The organism is Proteus sp. ZN5, assembly GCF_011046025.1.
In the GTDB taxonomy this organism is placed as follows: domain Bacteria; phylum Pseudomonadota; class Gammaproteobacteria; order Enterobacterales; family Enterobacteriaceae; genus Proteus.
The window spans coordinates 1204197-1222737 of the sequence record NZ_CP047639.1 but is presented as its reverse complement, the minus strand read 5'-3'; the positions used below and the strand labels follow the sequence as shown (position 1 = coordinate 1222737).

The 18541-nt window shown below is 43.1% G+C and carries 17 protein-coding genes; 7 read left to right on the top strand and 10 right to left on the bottom strand.

Annotation, left to right across the window (positions count from 1 at the left end):
* Window positions 1-35 precede the first annotated feature (35 nt).
* From deoB to GTK47_RS05555, 9 genes are all read right to left on the bottom strand, one after another.
* Window positions 36-1262: a phosphopentomutase gene (deoB, locus tag GTK47_RS05595; RefSeq protein WP_165122354.1), complete on the bottom strand. Its 1227-nt coding sequence runs from the start codon at window positions 1260-1262 to the stop codon at window positions 36-38.
* 66 nt (window positions 1263-1328) lie between these two features.
* Complete coding sequence (deoA, locus tag GTK47_RS05590; protein WP_165122353.1) at window positions 1329-2651, bottom strand: thymidine phosphorylase; 1323 nt, start codon at window positions 2649-2651, stop codon at window positions 1329-1331.
* Between the two features lie 70 nt (window positions 2652-2721).
* Window positions 2722-3501 carry a deoxyribose-phosphate aldolase gene (gene deoC / locus GTK47_RS05585; protein WP_064721106.1) on the bottom strand — a complete coding sequence of 260 codons (780 nt, stop codon included), beginning with the start codon at window positions 3499-3501 and terminating at the stop codon, window positions 2722-2724.
* A 519-nt stretch (window positions 3502-4020) separates the two neighbouring features.
* Window positions 4021-5322, bottom strand: coding sequence for a NupC/NupG family nucleoside CNT transporter (locus GTK47_RS05580; protein WP_165122352.1), 1302 nt, complete (start codon window positions 5320-5322; stop codon window positions 4021-4023).
* A 352-nt stretch (window positions 5323-5674) separates the two neighbouring features.
* Window positions 5675-6457 (bottom strand): TatD family hydrolase, encoded by a 783-nt coding sequence (locus GTK47_RS05575; RefSeq protein ID WP_165122351.1) that lies wholly within the window; start codon window positions 6455-6457, stop codon window positions 5675-5677.
* Entirely contained in the window at window positions 6450-7514 is a 1065-nt protein-coding gene (locus tag GTK47_RS05570) for a patatin-like phospholipase family protein (protein ID WP_165122350.1), read from the bottom strand. Before GTK47_RS05570 ends, GTK47_RS05575 begins: the two co-directional genes overlap by 8 nt.
* A 98-nt stretch (window positions 7515-7612) precedes the next feature.
* On the bottom strand, window positions 7613-7957 hold the full coding sequence (locus GTK47_RS05565) for a BON domain-containing protein (RefSeq protein WP_165122349.1): 345 nt from the start codon (window positions 7955-7957) through the stop codon (window positions 7613-7615).
* A 694-nt stretch (window positions 7958-8651) separates the two neighbouring features.
* The gene (gene prfC, locus GTK47_RS05560) at window positions 8652-10241 is read right to left on the bottom strand and encodes a peptide chain release factor 3 (protein WP_165122348.1); all 1590 of its coding nucleotides are present in this window, start codon (window positions 10239-10241) and stop codon (window positions 8652-8654) included.
* 256 nt (window positions 10242-10497) lie between these two features.
* A complete protein-coding gene (locus GTK47_RS05555; protein ID WP_000854920.1) occupies window positions 10498-11145 on the bottom strand; it encodes a LexA family transcriptional regulator in 648 nt (215 codons plus the stop codon).
* 117 nt (window positions 11146-11262) lie between these two features.
* On the opposite strand from GTK47_RS05555, the gene GTK47_RS05550 reads away from it, so the two are divergent.
* Genes GTK47_RS05550 through eexS form a run of 7 tightly spaced genes read left to right on the top strand, consistent with a single transcriptional unit; the run spans window position 11263 to window position 14938 of the window.
* On the top strand, window positions 11263-11514 hold the full coding sequence (locus GTK47_RS05550; RefSeq protein ID WP_000451746.1) for a helix-turn-helix domain-containing protein: 252 nt from the start codon (window positions 11263-11265) through the stop codon (window positions 11512-11514).
* Between the two features lie 55 nt (window positions 11515-11569).
* Window positions 11570-12439, top strand: coding sequence for a hypothetical protein (locus GTK47_RS05545; RefSeq protein ID WP_008843243.1), 870 nt, complete (start codon window positions 11570-11572; stop codon window positions 12437-12439).
* Window positions 12426-13088, top strand: coding sequence for a DUF6475 domain-containing protein (locus tag GTK47_RS05540; protein ID WP_110076564.1), 663 nt, complete (start codon window positions 12426-12428; stop codon window positions 13086-13088). Before GTK47_RS05545 ends, GTK47_RS05540 begins: the two co-directional genes overlap by 14 nt.
* Complete coding sequence (locus GTK47_RS05535; protein WP_040132806.1) at window positions 13075-13623, top strand: lytic transglycosylase domain-containing protein; 549 nt, start codon at window positions 13075-13077, stop codon at window positions 13621-13623. Before GTK47_RS05540 ends, GTK47_RS05535 begins: the two co-directional genes overlap by 14 nt.
* Complete coding sequence (locus GTK47_RS05530) at window positions 13620-13919, top strand: flagellar transcriptional regulator FlhD (RefSeq protein ID WP_000210563.1); 300 nt, start codon at window positions 13620-13622, stop codon at window positions 13917-13919. The genes GTK47_RS05535 and GTK47_RS05530 overlap by 4 nt, the downstream gene beginning before the upstream one ends.
* Window positions 13916-14449 (top strand): FlhC family transcriptional regulator, encoded by a 534-nt coding sequence (locus GTK47_RS05525; protein ID WP_000566755.1) that lies wholly within the window; start codon window positions 13916-13918, stop codon window positions 14447-14449. Before GTK47_RS05530 ends, GTK47_RS05525 begins: the two co-directional genes overlap by 4 nt.
* 57 nt (window positions 14450-14506) lie before the next feature.
* Window positions 14507-14938 (top strand): entry exclusion protein EexS, encoded by a 432-nt coding sequence (gene eexS, locus GTK47_RS05520; protein WP_007105462.1) that lies wholly within the window; start codon window positions 14507-14509, stop codon window positions 14936-14938.
* 32 nt (window positions 14939-14970) lie between these two features.
* Here eexS and GTK47_RS05515 read toward each other — a convergent pair whose 3' ends face one another.
* Window positions 14971-18540, bottom strand: a complete 3570-nt coding sequence (locus GTK47_RS05515) for a conjugal transfer protein TraG N-terminal domain-containing protein (protein WP_156734042.1) — start codon at window positions 18538-18540, stop codon at window positions 14971-14973.
* Window position 18541: the final 1 nt, after the last annotated feature.

The following is an 18541-nucleotide window of genomic DNA, read 5'->3' as shown; positions in this document are numbered from 1 at the left end:
TCGGTAGGCATATTGCTATACCTACCGAAGTAAAATTAAAACATTGCTTTACCGTAATCGACTGGAGACACACCGAAGTATTTAACAACAGTTTGGCCAATATCAGCGAAGGTTTCACGATGACCTAATGAACCTGGTTTAACTTTTGGACCATAAACAAGAACAGGGATGTGCTCACGAGTATGATCAGAACCCGGCCAAGTTGGGTCACAACCGTGGTCTGCTGTTAAGATAAGAATGTCATCTTCTTTTACCAGTTCCATTAATTCTGGTAAACGGCGGTCGAATAACTCAAGTGCTTCACCGTAACCCACTGCATCACGACGGTGGCCGTAAGAGGAGTCAAAGTCAACAAAGTTGGTGAATACAATGGTGTTGTCGCCCGCAAGTTTCATTTCTTCAAGAGTCGCATCAAACAGAGCATTAATACCCGTTGCTTTCACTTTTTTAGTGATACCTACGTTTGCGTAGATGTCAGCAATTTTACCGATAGAAACAACGTGGCCTTGTTTTTCATCAACCAGTTTTTTCAACATAGTTGGTGCTGGTGGCTCAACGGCTAAATCATGACGGTTACCTGTACGAGCGAAGTTACCCGGTTTGTCACCGATAAATGGACGCGCAATAACACGACCAATGTTGTAATCGCCTTTGTTTAGTTCATCACGAGCAATTTCACACAGCTCATATAATTCATCTAAACCGTAAGTTTCTTCATGACATGCAATTTGGAATACAGAGTCAGCAGAGGTATAGAAAATCGGCTTACCGGTTTTCATATGCTCTTCACCCAGTTCATCCAAAATCACTGTACCAGATGCGTGGCAGTTACCTAAGTAACCCGGTAATTTTGCACGTTTTACGATGTTTTCTAGCAACTCTTGTGGGAATGAATTTTTCAGTTCTTTGAAGTATCCCCAATCAAATAGAACAGGAACACCTGCGATTTCCCAGTGGCCTGACGGAGTATCTTTACCAGAAGAGATTTCACTCGCGTAGCCATAAGCTCCGATAATATCTGCGTCTTTATCTAAACCAATAGGGAATTTACCTGTTGATTCTTCCGCAGCTTTACCTAAACCTAAACGGCAAAGATTAGGTAAATGAAGAGGACCTTTACGGCCATTTCTATCAGCTTTACCGTCAGCAAACGCTTGTGCGATATGCCCTAAAGTGTCTGAACCTTGGTCACCGAATTTCTCCGCATCACCGGCAGCACCGATACCGAAGGAATCTAATACCATGATATGTACACGTTTCATAATTCTCTCTCCTGTGTCATTCTCCGTAGACCACGGATATGTCACTTATAAATCGTAATTGAGTTCTTATTCGCTGATTTGGCGGTACACCATTGGTGAAGCTTCGCGTTTGCTGTCACCAATTACCATCGCTTTACGGACTTCAGCCGCAGCTTCTTGCCATGATTTTTCACTGTTAGCATGGATCATCGCTAAAGGTGTATCTGTATTGATTTCAGCACCAAGCGCTACGATGTCGCTTAAGCCAACACTGTAATCAATAGCATCAGTCGCTTTACGACGACCACCACCTAAAGTCACAACTGACATACCTAATGCACGCGTATCCATTTCAGTGATAAATCCTGTTTTCTCAGCGAATACAGGTTTACTTAATACCGCAGTTGGCAGGTATTTATTGTAGTTTTCAACAAAATCAGATGGGCCTTTCTGTGCTGCAACCATACGACCAAATACTTCTGCCGCTTTACCGTTATCCAACACATCTTGCAGTTTTTGACGAGCTTGTTGACGATCATCCGCTAAACGGCCTGATACTAACATTTCAACACACAGTGCCATAGTGACTTCAAATAGACGTGGATTACGATATTCGCCTGTTAAGAATTGAACAGCTTCACGAACTTCAACCGCATTACCTGCGCTAGAAGCTAATACTTCATTCATATCAGTTAACAGTGCCGTGGTTTGACAGCCTGCGCCATTTGCTACTTGAACAATTGACTCAGCCAGCTCTTCAGATTTCTGATAAGTCGGCATAAAGGCACCTGAGCCCACTTTAACGTCCATCACTAATGCGTCTAAGCCTTCAGCTAATTTTTTACCTAAAATAGAGGCAGTGATAAGCGGGATTGAATCAACTGTAGCAGTAATATCACGGGTAGCATAAAAGCGTTTGTCAGCAGGTGCTAATGAATTAGTCTGTCCGATAATGGCAACACCGACATTGCGAATAATGTCGCGGAATTTCTCATCATCAGGGAAAATATCAAAGCCCGGAATTGCTTCAAGCTTATCTAATGTTCCACCTGTGTGGCCTAATCCACGACCAGAGATCATAGGAACATAACCACCACAAGCCGCAACCATTGGCCCTAACATCAGTGAAGTTACATCGCCGACACCGCCAGTTGAGTGTTTATCAACAATTGGGCCGTTTAAATTTAGGCTTTTCCAGTTCAGTACTGTACCGGAATCACGCATAGCTAATGTCAAAGCAACACGCTCTGGCATTGTCATGTCGTGGAAATAAATAGTCATTGCTAATGCAGCAATTTGACCTTCAGAAACAGTATTATCTCTGACGCCATTAATGAAAAAACGAATTTCTTCCTCAGTTAAAGGATGACCATCACGCTTTTTACGAATAATCTCTTGGGCAAGAAACACTGCAACCTCCTGGTTTTATAGCATTGGTAACGCCCACAATAATAAAGAGTGGGCGTATTTCACGAATGGATTAGTAACCACTAGACGATTTTTGTTCGCCATGACCTAAAGTGGCTAATAAATTACCTAACAGGCTTGACGCGCCAAAGCGGAAGTGACGGGCATCAACCCAGTTGTCACCCATAATGCGGTTAGCTAATGCAAGGTATTGAGCTGCTTCTTCAGCGGTACGTACACCACCCGCTGGTTTGAAACCAACTTCTTTGCCAACACCCATGTCGTGGATCACTTGGATCATTAACTCAGCGCTTTCCAGTGTTGCATTTACAGGTACTTTACCTGTGGAAGTTTTAATAAAGTCAGCACCTGCTTTGATTGAAATTTCAGATGCTTTACGGATAAGTGCAGGATCTTTCAACTCACCCGTTTCAATAATTACTTTCAGTAAAGAACCTGCTTCTGCACAAGCTTCTTTACATGCTTTAACGATATCAAAACCGATTTGCTCGTTACCTGCCATAAATGCACGGTAAGGGAAAACTACGTCAACCTCATCTGCGCCATAAGCTAATGCCGCGTTGGTTTCTGCTAATGCGATATCTAAATCATCATTACCATGAGGGAAGTTAGTTACGGTTGCGATACGGACGTCTGGAGTACCCTGTTCGCGTAACACTTTACGTGCTAACGGAATAAAACGTGGGTAGATACAAATAGCGGCTGTATTGCCTTCTGGGCTTTTAGCCTGATGACATAATGCAGTCACTTTTGCATCAGTGTCGTCATCATTTAATGTAGTTAAATCCATCAAAGACAGCGCAAGGCGCGCTGCAGCGGTTAAATCTGTCATAAAACTCTCCAACGATGTTTCTCAAGCCCTTTTGGGCATACGCTTAAGGTTAGCGATTAAATTTGTTGGCGAGCGGACTTGGTTCCTTGAAGATGTTGTTGTAACTTGCGCTACAACGACAGCTGAGCTCCCTCTCACCGCGCTATGCTCACTTCGGCGACCCGTCATTGAGCCTTCGCCATTCCATGAAGTTTCAGCACATCTTATTTGAACACGCTAAGGAACAATTAGATGTGCTTTACGTCACACTAATCAAATGCAACTTGCAAGCAATGACATAAAAATGTGACACAAGTCACAAACAGGTCATTTTCTGGTTTAATGTTACTCGAATAGCGCCTCTAAGTCGTCTTTATAACGCAAAGAAAGCATAATCAATATGAAATGATATCGCTATTAACCCTATTCAATGCAAATTGCGAAATATCTCACACAATAAAAGTAGTTAACATTACAGCAGAAAACAAACATAAAAGAGCAGATGGGCAAAACCCATCTGCCCTTTACAATAAAAATCAATTAAGCAGCAACAACTGCCATTGCCGTTAATGCAAAGAAGAATCCCGCAATCGTTGCACTCATTAAGTTAGAGAGTGTACCAGCTAGCACAGCTTTCATTCCTAAACGAGCCACATCTTTACGACGATTTGGCGCCATTCCACCTAAACCACCTAGCAGTACAGCAACAGAAGAGAGGTTAGCAAAACCACATAATGCAAAGGAGATAATAACCTTCGTTTGAGCAGATAACACCACTAATCCAGAACCTGCGACTAATGCATCTTCTTTTAGGTATTTACTAAATTCAGAGTAAGCATAGAACTCATTGATAACAATTTTTTGTCCAATAAATGAGCCTGCAATAGTTGCTTCACTCCAAGGAACACCAATTAGGAAGGCTATCGGTGCAAACACCCAACCTAGCACGAGTTCTAATGAGAAATTCTCATAACCAAACCAACCGCCAATACCACCAAGAATACCATTAACTAATGCAATCAATGCAACGAAAGCAAGTAACATAGCACCGACGTTAAGCGCAAGCTGTAAACCTGAAGAGGCGCCCGCAGCAGCGGCATCGATAATATTGGCAGGTTTTTCGTCATCCGCCATTTTATCAAGTGCATCTTTTTGATCATCTGGTGTTTCTGTTTCAGGGATCAGCAATTTAGCAAAGAGTAAACCACCAGGAGCCGCCATAAAGGATGCTGTGATCAGATACTCCAACGGTACGCCCATACTCGCGTATCCAGCAAGTACTGAACCCGCAACAGAGGCTAAACCACCACACATAACCGCAAAGAGCTCTGAAGTTGTCATTCTTGCGATATAAGGGCGAACAACAAGCGGAGCTTCGGTTTGTCCAACGAAAATATTTGCAGTTGCAGACATAGATTCTGTTCGTGATGTACCAAGTACTTTTTGTAAGCCACCACCGAGAATTTTAATAACTATTTGCATAATGCCAAGGTAATACAGCACCGCTATGAGTGAAGAGAAGAACACGATAACAGGCAGTACGCGTAGGGCGAATACGAAACCGCCACCACCAAACAACTCGAACATTTTATCGGATACTAAGCCTGCGAATAGAAAGCTCATCCCATTATTGCCGTAATCAATAACATTCTTTACACCATCAGAAATCGCAAGAAGCACCTCGCGACCACCGTCGGAATAAAGAACAAAGGCACCTAAGCCAATCTGAATAAGGAATGCGCCACCAACTGTACGTAGTCTAATTGCACGTCGATTGCTGGAAAACAGAATAGCTATCAATATTAATGTTGCCATTCCGACCAAGCTCATAATGAGTTGCATTGAAGGATCCCTGTTCACATAAAAATTTAATGGATTATCAATAATGCCCTTGCCAGAGCTTATTGACTCTTTTTGCCAGATAATTATACCTAGTCTAAGAAAAGAACCCTCAATATCCATCACAAATAGAGTCTGAAAAAAGTAACAAAAAGGTTACAAATGAGAGATTCGTCACATAAAAGGTGCGAAAAACGCATTTATTGAATAGGCTGAAGTAAGGAGAAACATCACATGATGAACAAATTTTGTATTTAATCTTAGACAGTAAAGTTAAATAAACATCTTACTTATATAAATAAGATTAAATTGAGACGACTTTTCATCTTAGAATAAATGAAATTCAATTCAACAACTAGGTATTATCTTTCAACCGAAATAATTGTAGGCTATTAAGATAGAGTTGCTCTGCAATCACCTCTGGTGATCCTTGACGCAGCTCACAGAGTTGGGAAAAAACGTTCTGAATACGTTCTGGGCGATTAGGTTCACCTTGAAAACCGCTTACAGGCATATCAGGAGCATCTGTTTCTAATAACAAATATTCTAGCGGTAACGAGGCAATTGCACGGCGAGTTTTTTGTGCTCGTTCATAAGTAATGGTTCCACCAACGCCAATAAAATAACCTTGCTGAATAAACTTTTCTGCCTGTTGCAGACTTCCTGCAAAACCATGAATAACCCCTTTGCGAGGCACATCATAACGGCGTAAAAGCGCACTTAACTTATCGTGGGTTTTACGTGAATGTAGGATCACGGGCAAATCAAATTTAATCGCTAACTTAAGCTGTGCAATTAAAAATGCCTCTTGCTTCTCTGGCTGAGGATTTTCCATATAGTTATCAAGCCCAATCTCTCCGATGGCGACACAACGAGAAGCTGTTTTTAATTTCTGTTCTAATTCCAATAAATGTTGTTCAGTGTGCTCTTCAATATATAAAGGGTGTAACCCCAATGCACAATATAATTGATGATGATTATTAGCGAGCTCAGCAACAACATCAAAATTCCAACGTGCAACGGCAGGAATAATTATTTTTTCAACATGAGCTTGATTCGCTAATGACAAGCTATTGGCAATATCATCATAAAAAACTGGAAAATCAAAATGGCAGTGAGTATCAATAAATTTATTCATTCTGAATTTGCCTCACGTCAGGATGTACGCTTCGAGTTCCTTGTTGAATAATAGAAGCATTCTCTGCTTTATCGGCTTTCGCTTCTTGTTCAAATAAACTAAAGACTTTTTTATCGTGCTGTTTGAATTTTTTCTTAGAAAAGTGTTGACCAATTGTCGCCAGAAAATAGCGTCCACAACGTCTACCCACATGATAATCATGATTTAATGCATTCAATCGACTTCCTAATGCACTAGATTGCAATATCGTTGGTGGATATATTTCAATAATCACAACATCTTCTGGGGGAGATTGGATAAATTTAATTGTTTCAGTATAGGTTTCAATATGTACCTGCGCCATTTCCATAAAGCGCTGTAAACGGCTATTTTCAAACCATTTTCCCATACGCTCAACCCACTCTGTTGTGTATTGGTATTCAGAAGGAACAGTACGAACAACGACAATAGTACGACAACCACGTCGATAAGCTTCTCTCACAGGAATAGCATCGCTGATCCCACCATCATGATAAACAACATCATGAAATAAGACTCCATTACGATAAAAAGCAGGAATAGCACTGGACGCTTTGATTATCTCAAGCCAAGTCGGTTCATCAGGTTGAAAATAATTTGCCTGAAAGTTATCAGAACGACTTGCCACCATATAAAACTCACGACCCGTATCAAAACGGCGTAGCGCTGTTGGCATATCAAGAGGCATTTCTTTGGCTGTCGTATCTATATACCAATCAAGATCAAGTAAATTGCCACCACGGACAAAGCGAATGGGATTGAAGAATTGATTATTGGTTGTATAACGATTAATAATTTTACGTGCGTATCCACGCTGACCACAAGCAAAAGCAGATAAGTTTTGTGCGCCCGCAGACACCCCAAGTAAAATATCAAAGGGATCAAATTGTGATCGCATAAACTCATCAAGGACACCCGCAGTAAAGATCCCGCGTTGACCTCCGCCTTCACAAACTAAAGCGACTTTACCTTGTGGTAGTGAGGATTGAAATTCGAGTGCCGTAATATTATTTAATGTGACAGGTATATACTTCCCCATAACGTCTCCTTTATACAACTTATTAAAGGATACCCGCACATTTTTTCGACGTCATTCTTTTTACGTATTCATACAAATAAAAAACAACATATCTTAATTTAAGATCGAATATTTACTGAAGAATCAACACTTTTTACGCCTTCTACTTTTTCAATAATTTGCATAATTTGCGCTTCTTGTTCTTTATCCTTAACAAAGCCTGTCACAAATACATGACCAAATTCTGTTCGAATAGAAAGCGATTCACTATCAATGCTTTCGATCGGCAATAATGTATCTTTAATTTTTGTAGAGATAGCCGTATCGCTGATAGCGTAACCTGTATTATTCGTTCCACTATTAATTGAGCTATACCACGATGTTTCAGCTGATGCGCTCATACTGACAAAAGCCAAGCCCATTGACATTACTAACGCTAATTTCAGCGTTTTATATTGTTTCATTGCTCTCCCCCTAATCACAATAACTGCGACAGGAAATATGTGTGTTTTAATGTCTATATTTTTATGAAGTACTACAAAATTTTAACAATCCAAGCTATTACACTAATAAGCTATTTGAGTTAAATAAAGCAAAAAATAACAAATAAAGACTAATCCTAATAATTTTATTCTAACTATAACAAATAAAACTATAATAAATTTTACATATATTTATAAATAAGTAGAAAAACGAGCATAATGTTAACAGAAAAAAAAGAGAGTAATTCCAAATGAAGAAGGACTTTTTGGCAGGATATTAGTGATATGCAGAGTAGATTTAACAAAGAAAATCGAGTCTCTTACTGAGCCATCTTAAGTACAAACACCCAATAAAACGAGAAAACAAAAAAGGCTATATTAAAAAATATAGCCTTTTCATCAAATTACATACTCTAAATACTTCAAGCTACACCTTGAAGTATACCAACACTCTTACTCTAAATACTCCAAACTACACCTTGAAATATACCAACACTCTTACTCTAAATAATTCAAGCTACACCTTGAAATATACCAACACTCTTACTCTAAATAATTCAAGGTGTAGCTAGGCGACAAGTAAATGAGTCGCTAGGAGCATACATAAGTATGTGACTAGTGCGAATGAACGCAGTCAACAACGCTACACCTTGAAGTATGACGAGTAAGACGAGTATCAGTGTTCACGCGTCTGATGAAACTCAACCTCAGGATAACGCTCACGCGTTAAATTCAAGTTGACCATTGTTGGTGCGATATAAGTTAAGTTATCGCCGCCATCAAGTGCCAAGTTTTGTTCATTTTTACGTTTAAACTCTTCAAGTTTTTTCTCGTTATTACACTCAACCCAACGAGCTGTTGAAACGTTAACGGATTCATAAATTGCTTCAACGTTATATTCACTCTTAAGTCTTGCAACAACTACATCAAACTGAAGTACACCCACTGCTCCTACGATTAAATCGTTATTTGCTAGTGGTCTAAAGACCTGTACAGCACCTTCTTCTGATAACTGTACCAATCCTTTAAGTAACTGTTTCTGTTTCAACGGATCACGTAAACGAATGCGACGGAATAGCTCAGGTGCAAAGTTTGGAATACCAGTAAACTTCAGAATTTCACCTTGAGTAAAAGTATCACCAATTTGGATTGTACCGTGGTTATGAAGACCGATAATATCTCCTGGATAAGCATGTTCAACGTGAGAACGGTCACCAGCCATAAAGGTTAATGCATCAGAAATCACCACATCTTTTTTGATGCGAACTTGGTGTAACTTCATTCCTTTATCATACATACCCGATACAACACGCAAGAATGCAACACGGTCGCGATGTTTAGGATCCATATTGGCTTGGATCTTAAAGACGAAACCTGTGAACGTCTCTTCAGAAGCGGTGACTTCACGCATATCTGTTTGACGAGGCATTGGTGCTGGCGCCCATTTTACAAGACCATCAAGCATATGGTTGACACCAAAGTTACCTAATGCAGTACCAAAGAACACGGGAGTTAATTCGCCAGCTAAGAATGCTTCATGATCAAATTCATGAGATGCACCTAATACTAACTCTAATTCATCACGTAATTGGCTAGCTAAATCATCACCAATAGCTTCATCAAGCTCTGGATTATCTAATCCTTTGATAACGCGAGAATCCTGAATAGTATGACCTTGACCTGTTTGATAAAGATAAGTTTCATCTTTAAGAATGTGATAAACCCCTTTAAAGAGTTTTCCGCAACCGATAGGCCAAGTCACAGGGCTACACGCAATTTTCAGTTCTGTTTCAACTTCGTCCATGACTTCCATAGGATCACGAATATCACGGTCAAGTTTATTCATGAAAGTCAGAATTGGTGTATCACGTAGACGCGTTACTTCCATTAACTTACGGGTACGATCTTCCACCCCTTTAGAGGAGTCAATTACCATTAAACAGCAGTCAACTGCGGTTAAAGTACGATAAGTATCTTCGGAGAAGTCTTCGTGCCCGGGGGTATCCAATAAGTTAACTAAGCAATCTGCATAAGGAAACTGCATGACTGAGGTTGTAATAGAAATACCACGTTGTTTTTCCATTTCCATCCAGTCAGATTTCGCATGCTGATTTGAACCACGACCTTTTACGCTACCTGCACGTTGAATTGCTTGTCCGAATAACAACACTTTTTCAGTGATGGTTGTTTTACCCGCATCGGGGTGGGAGATGATAGCAAAGGTCCTTCGCTTATTGATTTCATTGAGAAAATCTTGGTTTGCCATGTATAAATTCTTTTAGTTTGTACACGGATTTGTACACACTTTTGGAAGTACTCTCTTTTCAGTTCTTCGCTTGTCAAATCCGTCGTGTTAATCGTAATTGGCCGCTATTTTCGCTGATCTTGACTTTATAAACAATCAATGGTTATCTAATCGGTTACCATTTACTCTCAGCGTGCGCCAATGCTCAGTTGTAGCTGTTTGCAATCGTTGCTTCTTCAGCTCATGAACAACTGTGGCTAAACCACAAATTCCTTCGCTACCAGAAATCGATGATAGCTTGTCGTACTACACCGATTATGGTGCAGTTGCCGTTGATCGGTATTGCCGGGTATTGCGGGTTCAAAGGTTTTAGATACTTCTGTTCACCATCAATAACCAACTGCTTAAAGGTTGCTTCTTTCGAATCATCCAAACGCGCAACAACCAATGAACCTGAAGAGTAAGGTAACTCAGGATCAACAACGATCACTGCTCCCTCAGGTATGGATTTTTTTCCGCTTGGATTTTCCATACTGTCGCCTTTTACGCGAAGTGCGAAACAACCCTCATGTGCTTTCCCAGTGACTTCACGCCACTCCTCAGCATCTTCATGGGCAAATCCCTCCGCTATTTCAGTCCAATCACCGGCCTGAACCCAGTTAATGAGAGGAATTCTTCCCTTAATGTCAGGCCCGACTTCTACATTACCGACCCCCAAGCCAATCTCGCCATCACCTGTGGCGAGCCAATGAGCATTCACGCGAAGCGCTTCCGCGATCTGCATGGTGTAACGAGACCTAGCCGATTTACCAGAGCAAATCTGGCTGATCGACTGCTGTTTGATACCAATGCGGCGAGCCAACTCAGACTGAGTCACCCCAGTAAGCTGCAAGGCATGGTTTAGTCGTTCGGATAAAGTTTTCATAAGCCCGTATTCTACAAATAAAACTGTAGCCTTTCAACAATTTTAACTGTTGACTAATCTACAGTTTAAACTGTAACATTCAATCTTGTAACAGTTATTATTGTAACAGGAGACGGTATGGAAGTGTTCAACACAACACAAAAACATCTCCGCCGTGCCATTGACTTGGTCGGCGGGCAATCAGCATTAGCACGAGCCATCAACTCAAAACAGCAAAACGTCTGGTTTTGGTTGAATAAATCAGGGCGTGTTCCCGCTGAATTCGTTTTACCCATCGAACAAGCTACGCAAGGACAGGTAACCCGATCCCAGTTAAGACCGGACATCTATCCCGAATGCCCAAGCGAGCTGAAAGCCAGTAACCAGTAGGATTAAGGGCAAATAATGGTCAGCATTTTACGTAAACACAAAAGCGAGTTCCTCCATGCGTGATTATGGCAAGGTCTATACCCGCTTTTGGCTAAAGCAAAATGTTTTGTCCTGGAGTGACTCAGCGAAGTTGCTAGGACTGTATTTGCTTACATGCCCACATTGTAATTTGCTTGGCTGCTTTCGACTGCCGATTGGTTACGTTGCTTCTGACTTGAACTGGGATGAGCAACAGGTTGCCAAGACGTTAAGTGAGTTAGAACAAGATCAGTTCCTGATTCGTTGCGAGGCATCTGGTTGGACTTTGATTCGAAGCTTTCTGAAGCACAACCCAATCGAAAACCCAAACCAAGGTAAGGCAGCCTTTCGGTTGCTTAAAGATGTACCTGCCGACTTCATTGGTATGGCATCGCTTTTGAAATCTCTTGCCGCTTTTCAAGCTCGGCTACCAGAAGAATTTTCATCATTGTTTATGCCTGATGGCAACCCGGTAAGGGACTCTCAACGGTCGGATGACTCTGAGAGAAGCAATAAACCAACAGTTAAAACTGTTGACCACATACAGTTTGAAGACTTCTGGGATGTACAAATACGCAAAGAAAAAAAAGCGAAAGCCAAAGAAGAATGGCTACGCATGGGCCTCAATGAAGACCATGAACTCGCCTTGGAAGTGCTAACACGCTGGAAAGAGCAACGAGACAACCGATTACAGTATCAAGATCGGACTAAGACCCCTATGCCACATAACTGGCTTTTAAACCGGCAATGGGAAGACGAGTACGTTCGCATTGATGAAGTACAGCAATCATCGACGAGCCTAAAGGGCAGCAATCACCAATTGAATATTGAAGAAAGCAATCGCCGCATTGCTGAAAGCTGGGCCGGACCAGGTATTCGGGAGGTTCGTTCAAGTGCAGGAGGTTGATAAACGCGTGTTTGCTGAAGTTTGGGGAGCAGCTTGGGCCATGTATGGCAAAAGCGTATCACCACAATTGCTATCCATCGCATTTGAAGCCCTTCGTGCTTATAGCATTGAAGAAGTGCGAATCGGTCTGACTCGGCATATTCAATCACCGGATACTGGGCAATTTTTTCCAAAGCCCGCTGACGTCATCAAGCATATCGACGGCAACTCAGGTTCAAGAGCCATGGTTGCTTGGAACAAAGTTGACAAGGCTGTTCGTCAGGTTGGCGCTTGGACATCCGTGATGTTTGACGATGCGCTTATCCACCGCGTGATTTCAGACATGGGTGGATGGGTTGAACTCTGCAAGGTTGATGACAGGGAATACCCCTTTAAGCAAAAAGAGTTTTTAACACGCTACCAGGCTTACTTGCTACGGGACGAAGTGGGTGAATACCCAAGGCTATTACAGGGTATTGCAGACCATCAGAACCAGCAAAAAGGATTTGATATGCAAGCGCCTGTTGCCGTAGGCGACTGGTCAAAAGCGGCACAAGTTTATACGAGAGGCATCGCCGACTTTAGCGCAGTGCCATTAAAAAGAATAAGCCCGAAAGCCATTCAGGCGCTTCTCGGAAATCAATTAGAGGACAAAAATGAAAACGATTAAAGCAAAAACCATTGCCCTAGTGATAGCCATGTCCGCAAGCACTTCAGTCTATGCGTTTCCGGGCTATCAGTGGGAAAAAGCAGCACAAAGCGTTGGTATTGATCCAGTCATGCTCTACGCCGTTGCCTTGGCTGAGTCGGCCTCACATCGTGGTCTCAACATGACCAGTCCATGGCCATACGCAATTCGCAATGGTTCAAACGCAACCTACGCCAAATCTAAGACAGAAGCAGAGCAACTGTTAAACCAGGCACTGCAAGAGACTGAAAAATATCAGCTCGATATTGGCCTTATGCAAATCAATTTGCATTGGCATGGGCATCGGGTGAGCTCAGCAGCGGAACTGCTAGACCCCATCACCAACCTTACGGTCGGCTCAAGTATTTTGGCCGAAGCAATCAAGTCTTCACCAAATGATTTAGAGCTTGGCATAGGCCGCTATCACAGTTGGAACGAAGATCGTGCACGCTGGTATGGGCAAAGAGTGCTTTCTATCTATCGCAATATTTTACATGAACTGGAGGTCCGTCAATGACAACCAATCAACAAGACTTCTATCAATTAAATTTGGCGTACCTACACGCAGCACGAGAATTGGCGCGAATTGATCCGCAAGAGGCCGTCTTGCGCTTTGGACTTACACGCGACGTGGTTGATGCTCTGATTAATGCTGGTGTTGACGACCTGCAACGAGTGGCGACCTCATCATTCATGCTGTTTCAACCAAGGGGTAACCAAAGCCAACTGATTGAGATGGTGAAGAGCAAAGGCACAGGTATCCCAAGAATCGCTTATTTATTATCAACCCTAAACAACAAGGGGGATGCATGATTGATAACCTGTCCAAAAGTGAGCTATTTACCCGAGCCTCGCTGCTTATTAAATACGGATTTCGAACAACCATTATCGCGCTCGATACAGGTTTGCCAATCCACATTATCAGAAGGCTCCACAAAGAAGTGACTGGCAAGTCACCTTGTCCTGGTCAATTGCCAGAATCTGATGCCATCGTCAAAAGCAGAAGAGCATTAGTTGAAGGCTCCCTGCTTATGGCGCTTTATGTCAATATTGGTGGTGATAATGTCTACAAGCAATTAAATATCGATGCTTTGATGAAGGCTTACGATGCGTATTTGGTTGCAAGAAAAGAAGCAGATCTTCCAGCTGAAATCCCCTGGAAAAAACTAACCATCAATGAAGGTTGGGTTCTAGCTCGTGATTTAAGATCACAGCTTGCATCCTTACACCGGTGTCGGTGCGGCAGTCTGTATTTGACGGTATCACAACAGCGCATTCAGCTTAAATGCCCTGTGTGTGAGATTATGGCCGAGCAAACCACTAGAGCACTTTTTGAGAACTAACATGGTGATGCATGATTTGATTGTGCACCGCCCGTGCACTTTGAGAGTACTAAGAAGATGACAAACTTACTTAAATCTTTACCAGCACGCTGCTGGTTTATATCTCTGGGGCTTTTTCTGGCGACTTTGGCTGCGGCTCATTTTTTTCCATCAGAAATATTAACAGCATTTGCCAAGTTAGCGGCTTTGCCATTTCTGATTTGCACCATCGTTTTTTTCAGCTACTTGGGATTCAAAGCGACCTGTAATCCCATCGGACTTATAGCCATCATCACTCTGCTTGTAGCAATCGCATATTGGCAAGCGAGTTGGACAATTGTTGGATTGGGACTCTTTTTCTTAGCTATTTGTACTGGAATTAGATTCTTGAGCAGCCAAGTTAAAGATTCGGGTAGAACTTTGAGCATTGAAGAAAAATGGTATTGGTATAAGCTCCATTCGTTTTTTGATGGCTTTTATCCAAGGTATCCCAAAAAGCCAAAAAAATAGCCAGCCAACCACAAGCTGGCTACCTTCTATTTTCAGTTCCTTCCTGATGCTTGGTTATAGGCCCTAATATCGATCAAGTTGTTCTGAGCATAATCTCCCGCAAGCGATGCATTTGAGATCACCGCTATCTGCTTATCCACAAATGCTTTATCTTCTTCGGACACACTGTCAGGAATGTAAGCGCCACTCTCATCCTTTTGACGATACTCGTTTAGCATTTGCTCCCTTAGACCTAGCATTTCAGGCGACCAACTCGATGAGTCTTCAGAGTTGAATACGCGCCCCGCCAAACCTTCATTGAAAGCTTGAGCGAACACTTGACTTTGAATCGGGGTCAATCCCATTCTCTGCCCTTCGCTGTATGCTTCCTGTTTAAAATCATCGGCGTACTGTTCTAAGAACTCACCGTATCGATTGTTAACTGCCGCACCGAATGCCCCCGCCAACATGGCTTCAGACTTAGTGCCCCAGTTAACTTCGGAGGCATACTGCGAACTCGATCCACTGTATGCATCATTAAACGCCGTCAAAGGGTTCTCCAAAGAGGTTCCGGCATCAACGGCGGCTTTTAACCCATCCCATGTTGATTTGCTGGCCACCGCTGCATTGTGCAAGAAACCTCGTGAGCCAGGTTCTGCAAGGGCTTGCTCCTTGTAACTCTCATAGTCCTCGCCAAAATGATTCAAGGTATGCAATGCTGCATCAGTATGCTTGCCACTGAAATCACCAATAGCACTGGCGCTGTTGAAGAACATTTCAGCACCAGAGACTCCGCTATCATCAGCCATAATGCGAGATCGCCACTGAGAGCCAGCTTCACTGTTTAGTCCAGATTGATAGGTACTTGTGTCAGAAGCTACGGCCTGCTGGGCTTGTTGCTGATGCGCATTCAGCTGTCCATCTACACTGGACAGATTGGCTTGGTAAGCTGATTGAGCTGAGTTGAACTGCGTTTGAACTGTTGCAGCATCCTCATAGCCTCCCAGAACACCGGATTCAACTTGGCTTTGAGTGCCTCCAAAAGTAGGTGCTGTTGATGACAAGCCTTCATTAGAGCGCGGTTGAATAGATCGTAAATCGGCTCCGGTAGCCATAGCCATAACAGTCATTGCTGCTTGATAATCATTGTCTCGTTCAGCGGGCGTTGAGGAGTTGCTATAGGTTAAAGACTCCATAGCTGCGGCCACATACGCCTGATTATCATCAGGTAGCAAGCGCTGATACATTGGAAGGTTTTCACGTAATCGGTTACCTGCTTCAACATGCTGGTTCATATAGCGACCTAAATAATCCATGACTTCAGGATTATCCGCTGCTAATCGAGTTAACGTCGCACCATCCGTGTTCCTTTGTCCTGATAGACTGTAGCTGGCCTGATCAAGCTCACTAAAGCGGTTTGATGCCGTTATAACGTCTTGTGCTGAACTCTGAAGTGACTGATAGTCTTGATTAGACAACGACATCTCAACGCCAGAGCGTCTTGAATCTGAAAGGTCCTTAACCATCGCATCGCGAAACTCAGCACGTCGTGAATCACTCGATGCCAAGCTTTGCATCTCCCCAGTGAGCGTATTTGCCGTCGTAGACCGAGAACTGCCTTCTGACGACTCAACTTGGCCACTAAAGTTACCACCTAGATCCAACCCAGCTCGTACCCTTGATAGTTTTGGTACACGAGATGAATCTGGCTTATCAACTCCAGGCAAATTACCCTGTGGAGAATCATTGCCGCCCGTTCCAAGAAGCCTCCCAAGAAACCCCTTATCGGCAACTTCTTTCTCACCGGGATTAGTAATGGTTCCATCGCCTCCAACCCTTAGTCCGCCAGATAACACGCCCGATACCAAGCCACGTACAGCATCTTTTTTATCGTCTCCAAAACCATACCGAGTTTGTAGGTCATCAGTAACCTGATTAACAACGGCGCTAGATGCGGAGTTAGATGAGCCGATCTGACGTCCAACCGAAGACAGGTTGTCGTAACTTAGCTTTTCACCAAAAGTTCGACTCATAGTATTCCCAACCTGACGACTAAAGGCTTGGGTTGCCTGAGTCATGGATTCTTTTGCAGAGCCGATCATTGAACCCACTGCGCTTCCTACAGAGAAACTGCTTAGTAGGTTTGACGCTCCGGTCATAGCAGAACCCGTAAGGGCTGAATTCTGGAACATTGACTGTGATTGAATTACCGGGGCATTTTTCGCGACGTCTGGACTTGCCATCTTTTCATCAATGGCATCACCGTTTTGAAGACGTCCAGCCAAGTGGGTTGCAGTTATTGCTGAGCCATACACGAGCATGAGCGAAATTGCCGGAACACTCGACGCCAACATGCCGCCAGTAGCTATCCAGGTTTGCAGCACTGAATCCATCTGCATCATCCCAGCAAAAGATGGCACTTCTGTACCTGCAAAGGCATCAAGAGCCGACATTTTCCCTGCAACGGTTAAATGAATATACAGGTTAATGATAGCCATGACAGGCATCCAAAGTTGAATCCAAAGCAGGATTAACAAGTACTTCCCAGCCATTCGCATCCCGATTTGGCCAAGGGCTATCACAAAGGCCATCAAAGGGGTGATGGCGTAAATGAAACCCTCAAAAAACGTCATCATCGGACGAACGATACTTTGGAAAAGAGTCTGCTCCGCCGCCCATTGTGTATTGCGCTGTTCAATCGCTTGATTAACCATAACGGCGGCGGTGAAAGCTTGATCATCCATATACTTGCCCGTCACGCTTTGCTCATAAATAGGCAAAAGCACTGAGGCGGTCATGTACTCTTGGGTGTTAACCGAAGCCAAACCAAGGTTATTCAGTGCATTTCGGATCACGTCATCAGTGTCAGTGGCGGACGAAGTCCCCAATGAGGCTGACAGAACCTGTTTAAGCCTCGGAATGAAGGTTGATTCTGTCATGAGTTTCAGTTGGCTATAGGCATCGGTGCAGTCCAGATCGCTACTGCTACCACTGAGCATGATGCGTGTGCCATATATGCGCGAATCAAACCTAATCGCAGTCATCGGGTTAGGATCACTCAGCACCTGATCTAGGTTCTTTTGGCCGATGTCGATGCCAATCAAGGTGCATTCTTTGATGTAGTTAAACCACGATTGCTCGATATCTGAGCCAGCGACACGATTTGCATCACCCAACCCAGAGCGATCCATCACCTGTTTTCTCACTTTAATCAGTGACTGTAAACTGGATGCAAAGCCGTATTCCGTCATGGCGGGAGTTGAGAACGCCGTTTCAAACAATCGCGTGATTTGAAAGCCAACAGTCGAAATCGTACTACCTGCGGCAGCAACACCGATGGGCACATTATCAACCACTCGAACTTGTCCCGTGTACGCATCCTCAATGCTCACTCGGGTACTGGGCCCAAACATGGTTGCAAAGACTAGCCATGAGACTAAGACGTGTTGAAAGTTAATCCCACGACCACCTTGCATTAAGGCCTGAACAGAGACCATCAATACCCCAATGAGCAAGCCAATGCGAACCATTGAAGTAAAGTCGCCTGTACCAGTGATCATCGCGACAGCGTTCAGGACCTGCTCTAAAAAAGCCGAATCCCCGATGGAATAGATTTCCCACATG

Bases quoted from the DNA above. Each gene is read 5' to 3' on its own strand.
- GTK47_RS05555 (WP_000854920.1), bottom strand. From the start codon at position 11,145: ATGAAAACTTTATCCGAACGACTAAACCATGCCTTGCAGCTTACTGGG.
- deoB (WP_165122354.1), bottom strand. From the start codon at position 1,262: ATGAAACGTGTACATATCATGGTATTAGATTCCTTCGGTATCGGTGCT.
- GTK47_RS05525 (WP_000566755.1), top strand. From the start codon at position 13,916: ATGATTGATAACCTGTCCAAAAGTGAGCTATTTACCCGAGCCTCGCTG.
- GTK47_RS05570 (WP_165122350.1), bottom strand. From the start codon at position 7,514: ATGGGGAAGTATATACCTGTCACATTAAATAATATTACGGCACTCGAA.
- GTK47_RS05565 (WP_165122349.1), bottom strand. From the start codon at position 7,957: ATGAAACAATATAAAACGCTGAAATTAGCGTTAGTAATGTCAATGGGC.
- eexS (WP_007105462.1), top strand. From the start codon at position 14,507: ATGACAAACTTACTTAAATCTTTACCAGCACGCTGCTGGTTTATATCT.
- GTK47_RS05580 (WP_165122352.1), bottom strand. From the start codon at position 5,322: ATGCAACTCATTATGAGCTTGGTCGGAATGGCAACATTAATATTGATA.
- GTK47_RS05575 (WP_165122351.1), bottom strand. From the start codon at position 6,457: ATGAATAAATTTATTGATACTCACTGCCATTTTGATTTTCCAGTTTTT.
- GTK47_RS05550 (WP_000451746.1), top strand. From the start codon at position 11,263: ATGGAAGTGTTCAACACAACACAAAAACATCTCCGCCGTGCCATTGAC.
- GTK47_RS05545 (WP_008843243.1), top strand. From the start codon at position 11,570: ATGCGTGATTATGGCAAGGTCTATACCCGCTTTTGGCTAAAGCAAAAT.
- GTK47_RS05515 (WP_156734042.1), bottom strand. From the start codon at position 18,540: ATGTGGGAAATCTATTCCATCGGGGATTCGGCTTTTTTAGAGCAGGTC.
- prfC (WP_165122348.1), bottom strand. From the start codon at position 10,241: ATGGCAAACCAAGATTTTCTCAATGAAATCAATAAGCGAAGGACCTTT.
- GTK47_RS05530 (WP_000210563.1), top strand. From the start codon at position 13,620: ATGACAACCAATCAACAAGACTTCTATCAATTAAATTTGGCGTACCTA.
- GTK47_RS05535 (WP_040132806.1), top strand. From the start codon at position 13,075: ATGAAAACGATTAAAGCAAAAACCATTGCCCTAGTGATAGCCATGTCC.
- deoC (WP_064721106.1), bottom strand. From the start codon at position 3,501: ATGACAGATTTAACCGCTGCAGCGCGCCTTGCGCTGTCTTTGATGGAT.